The 2,106-nt window shown below is 40.5% G+C and carries 3 protein-coding genes and 1 pseudogene; 1 reads left to right on the plus strand and 3 read right to left on the minus strand.

What is annotated here, in order from left to right; all coding sequences use genetic code 11:
- From ABDZ76_RS17500 to ABDZ76_RS17510, 3 genes are all read right to left on the minus strand, one after another.
- Positions 1–99 (minus strand): transposase (locus ABDZ76_RS17500; protein WP_343808639.1); only part of this gene is annotated, 99 nt, incomplete at its 3' end.
- A 163-nt stretch (positions 100–262) separates the two neighbouring features.
- Positions 263–574: a hypothetical protein gene (locus ABDZ76_RS17505; protein WP_343808633.1), complete on the minus strand. Its 312-nt coding sequence runs from the start codon at positions 572–574 to the stop codon at positions 263–265.
- 695 nt (positions 575–1,269) lie between these two features.
- The gene (locus tag ABDZ76_RS17510; RefSeq protein WP_343808636.1) at positions 1,270–1,875 is read right to left on the minus strand and encodes a glutathione binding-like protein; all 606 of its coding nucleotides are present in this window, start codon (positions 1,873–1,875) and stop codon (positions 1,270–1,272) included.
- Positions 1,876–1,979: 104 nt separating this feature from the next.
- Here ABDZ76_RS17510 and ABDZ76_RS17515 point away from each other — a divergent pair.
- A pseudogene (locus ABDZ76_RS17515) lies at positions 1,980–2,106 on the plus strand (benzoate/H(+) symporter BenE family transporter); the annotation flags it as partial.

Raw genomic sequence — 2,106 nt, forward strand, 5'->3', positions numbered from 1 at the left:
AATTCCATATTTGCGACACACCTGTGCAGTCGGCGTTCCCGCTTCCTGCTCTTTAATCATCCCGATTATCTGTTCGTCTGAAAACCGTGAGCGTTTCATTGTCCATCTCCTATCAAGGATTGGACTCCACCAAAATCTGGAGGAGTTTGCGGGGCTCACGTCAATAGCTCAAGCGAATTAGCCATAATGCAAATCTAAGCACTTTGTTCTTATTTTACTGAATGACATGACCATTATTCAGGATGGCTGTTCAAGTAACGCGTCACACGCCTGTATGCTCATCAGCATAACGTCTCACAATGACCTTATCCAGCACACCTTCAAAAGAAACCGCAAGAGCCTCGCATGCTGAGTAAATTGCATAATCTGCACCACGATTAGCATCAGCTTGTTTTGACCATGCTTCACGTACAACGGTCACAGGTTGCTTAATTTCTTTTAAACATGCTCTCAAATCATAAGTGACAGGTTTCATATTTCCCACATTTTCAAGCTTTCCAGCTTGGACCACAATCACATTAAATAATTCAATGCTATCTTTTTTAGCGCAATTATTTTCCTGTGCAGGCATCATCTATGCCACCCCTGTCAATAAAATCATGAGCTATACAAATGCATAGTATTCACATTTGCGAGAAATAATTTTATTTTATTTGCCAACAAAAATACAAAAAGCAAACAAATCAAACGCAATACTTATGATAGAATTGAACCATATTTAATCATCTGGCCATAACCATCATTCTAAAATTACATGATTACAAAAAAATACTGACCATTAGTAAAAATCATTTAAGCTCACGCTCTTTATAAATTCTAACAATTATCCAGACATACAGGTATGTGCTCAACCGTTATGAAAAGAAGTAAGCTGGCTCCTAGAAGTTTACTGTAAAGCCGCAATAGGTATCTCTCATAGACTTATAAAACTGCGAATGCCTCATGCCCTTTCTCAAAAACAAAGCAGCAAGCTCATCATCTCATCTTTGTGATTTTAAATATAAATTTAGTTTTAAAAAACTTTTTTTACCAAATAAATAGCAGTGGATGGTGCTATTAAGAACAATGCCAATGTCAAATGCGCTTCGGTCAAATTGCCTTTGTCTCGTGCTACACGCAAAGCACCATCCTGAGCCATATAAGCGATGCAGCACGCGGCGAATATTGCCCACAGCGCCATCAACAATTTACAAATTTTCATCCGAAATAACTATGACTGTGCGATAAAAACTAAAAGGGCACGGTAAACTTACCATGCCCTTCTAATACTTAAATCAAGCCTTCTTCTTTCATGGCTTTTTTTGCCGCAGGGCGCGCAAACACACGCTCATAAAGCGCTAGTGCTTTTGGATAAGCACTCAGGTCAAGCTGCAAAATGCCTTGCCAATTAATAACAACAGCTGCGTAAATATCTGCTTGTGTGACGCCGTCACCTAACCAAAAATCCTGTCCACCCACAAGCATTGATTCAAACTGTGACATTCGACGATTAACGTTGGCAACGGCCTGTGCTCTTTCATCTGTACTTAAATTTGGCGTATAAAGACGACCAAAAGCGGAATGCAAATCTGAGCAAAAACCAAGTGCTTCCTGCAAGCGTGCACGCTCTAGTGAACCGTAAGCAGGTTTAAATTTAGCAACATCAGAATGATCACCAATGTACTGCATGATAGCTGCGTTTTGCGTGATCACAGTACCAGGTGCTACTTCTAATGCCGGAACTGCACCACGTGGATTAATCGTTAGAAAATCAACGCCTGCCTCAGTTTTTTTCTCTTTAAGATCAACCGCTTCAACTTGATAGCTCAAGCCTGCTTCACACAAGGCAATATGTGGAGCTAACGAGCAAGCGCCTGCTTTATAATAGAGCTTCATTATTAATTTCCTTAACCCATAATTCTTGGTAATATTGGAGATACCACAGGCTTTTTGACCATTCAACGAGGCACCAAAACAATACTGCTAATATACTTAGTGGCAGTTTATCGAGCGCTTTGAGCGATGCGCGCACACGAGAAGCCTCATTGATTACGTTTTTAGCGTCTGCTGCCAATATTAACATGCTTGGAATTGGCGGTGCTTTTTGGGGATTGGTAATTGGCTTGT

Source organism: Paenochrobactrum glaciei, assembly GCF_039522165.1.
Lineage (GTDB): Bacteria > Pseudomonadota > Alphaproteobacteria > Rhizobiales > Rhizobiaceae > Paenochrobactrum > Paenochrobactrum glaciei.

Coding starts and splice junctions, on each gene's coding strand:
- ABDZ76_RS17505 (WP_343808633.1), bottom strand. CDS start 574: ATGATGCCTGCACAGGAAAATAATTGCGCTAAAAAAGATAGCATTGAA.
- ABDZ76_RS17510 (WP_343808636.1), bottom strand. CDS start 1,875: ATGAAGCTCTATTATAAAGCAGGCGCTTGCTCGTTAGCTCCACATATT.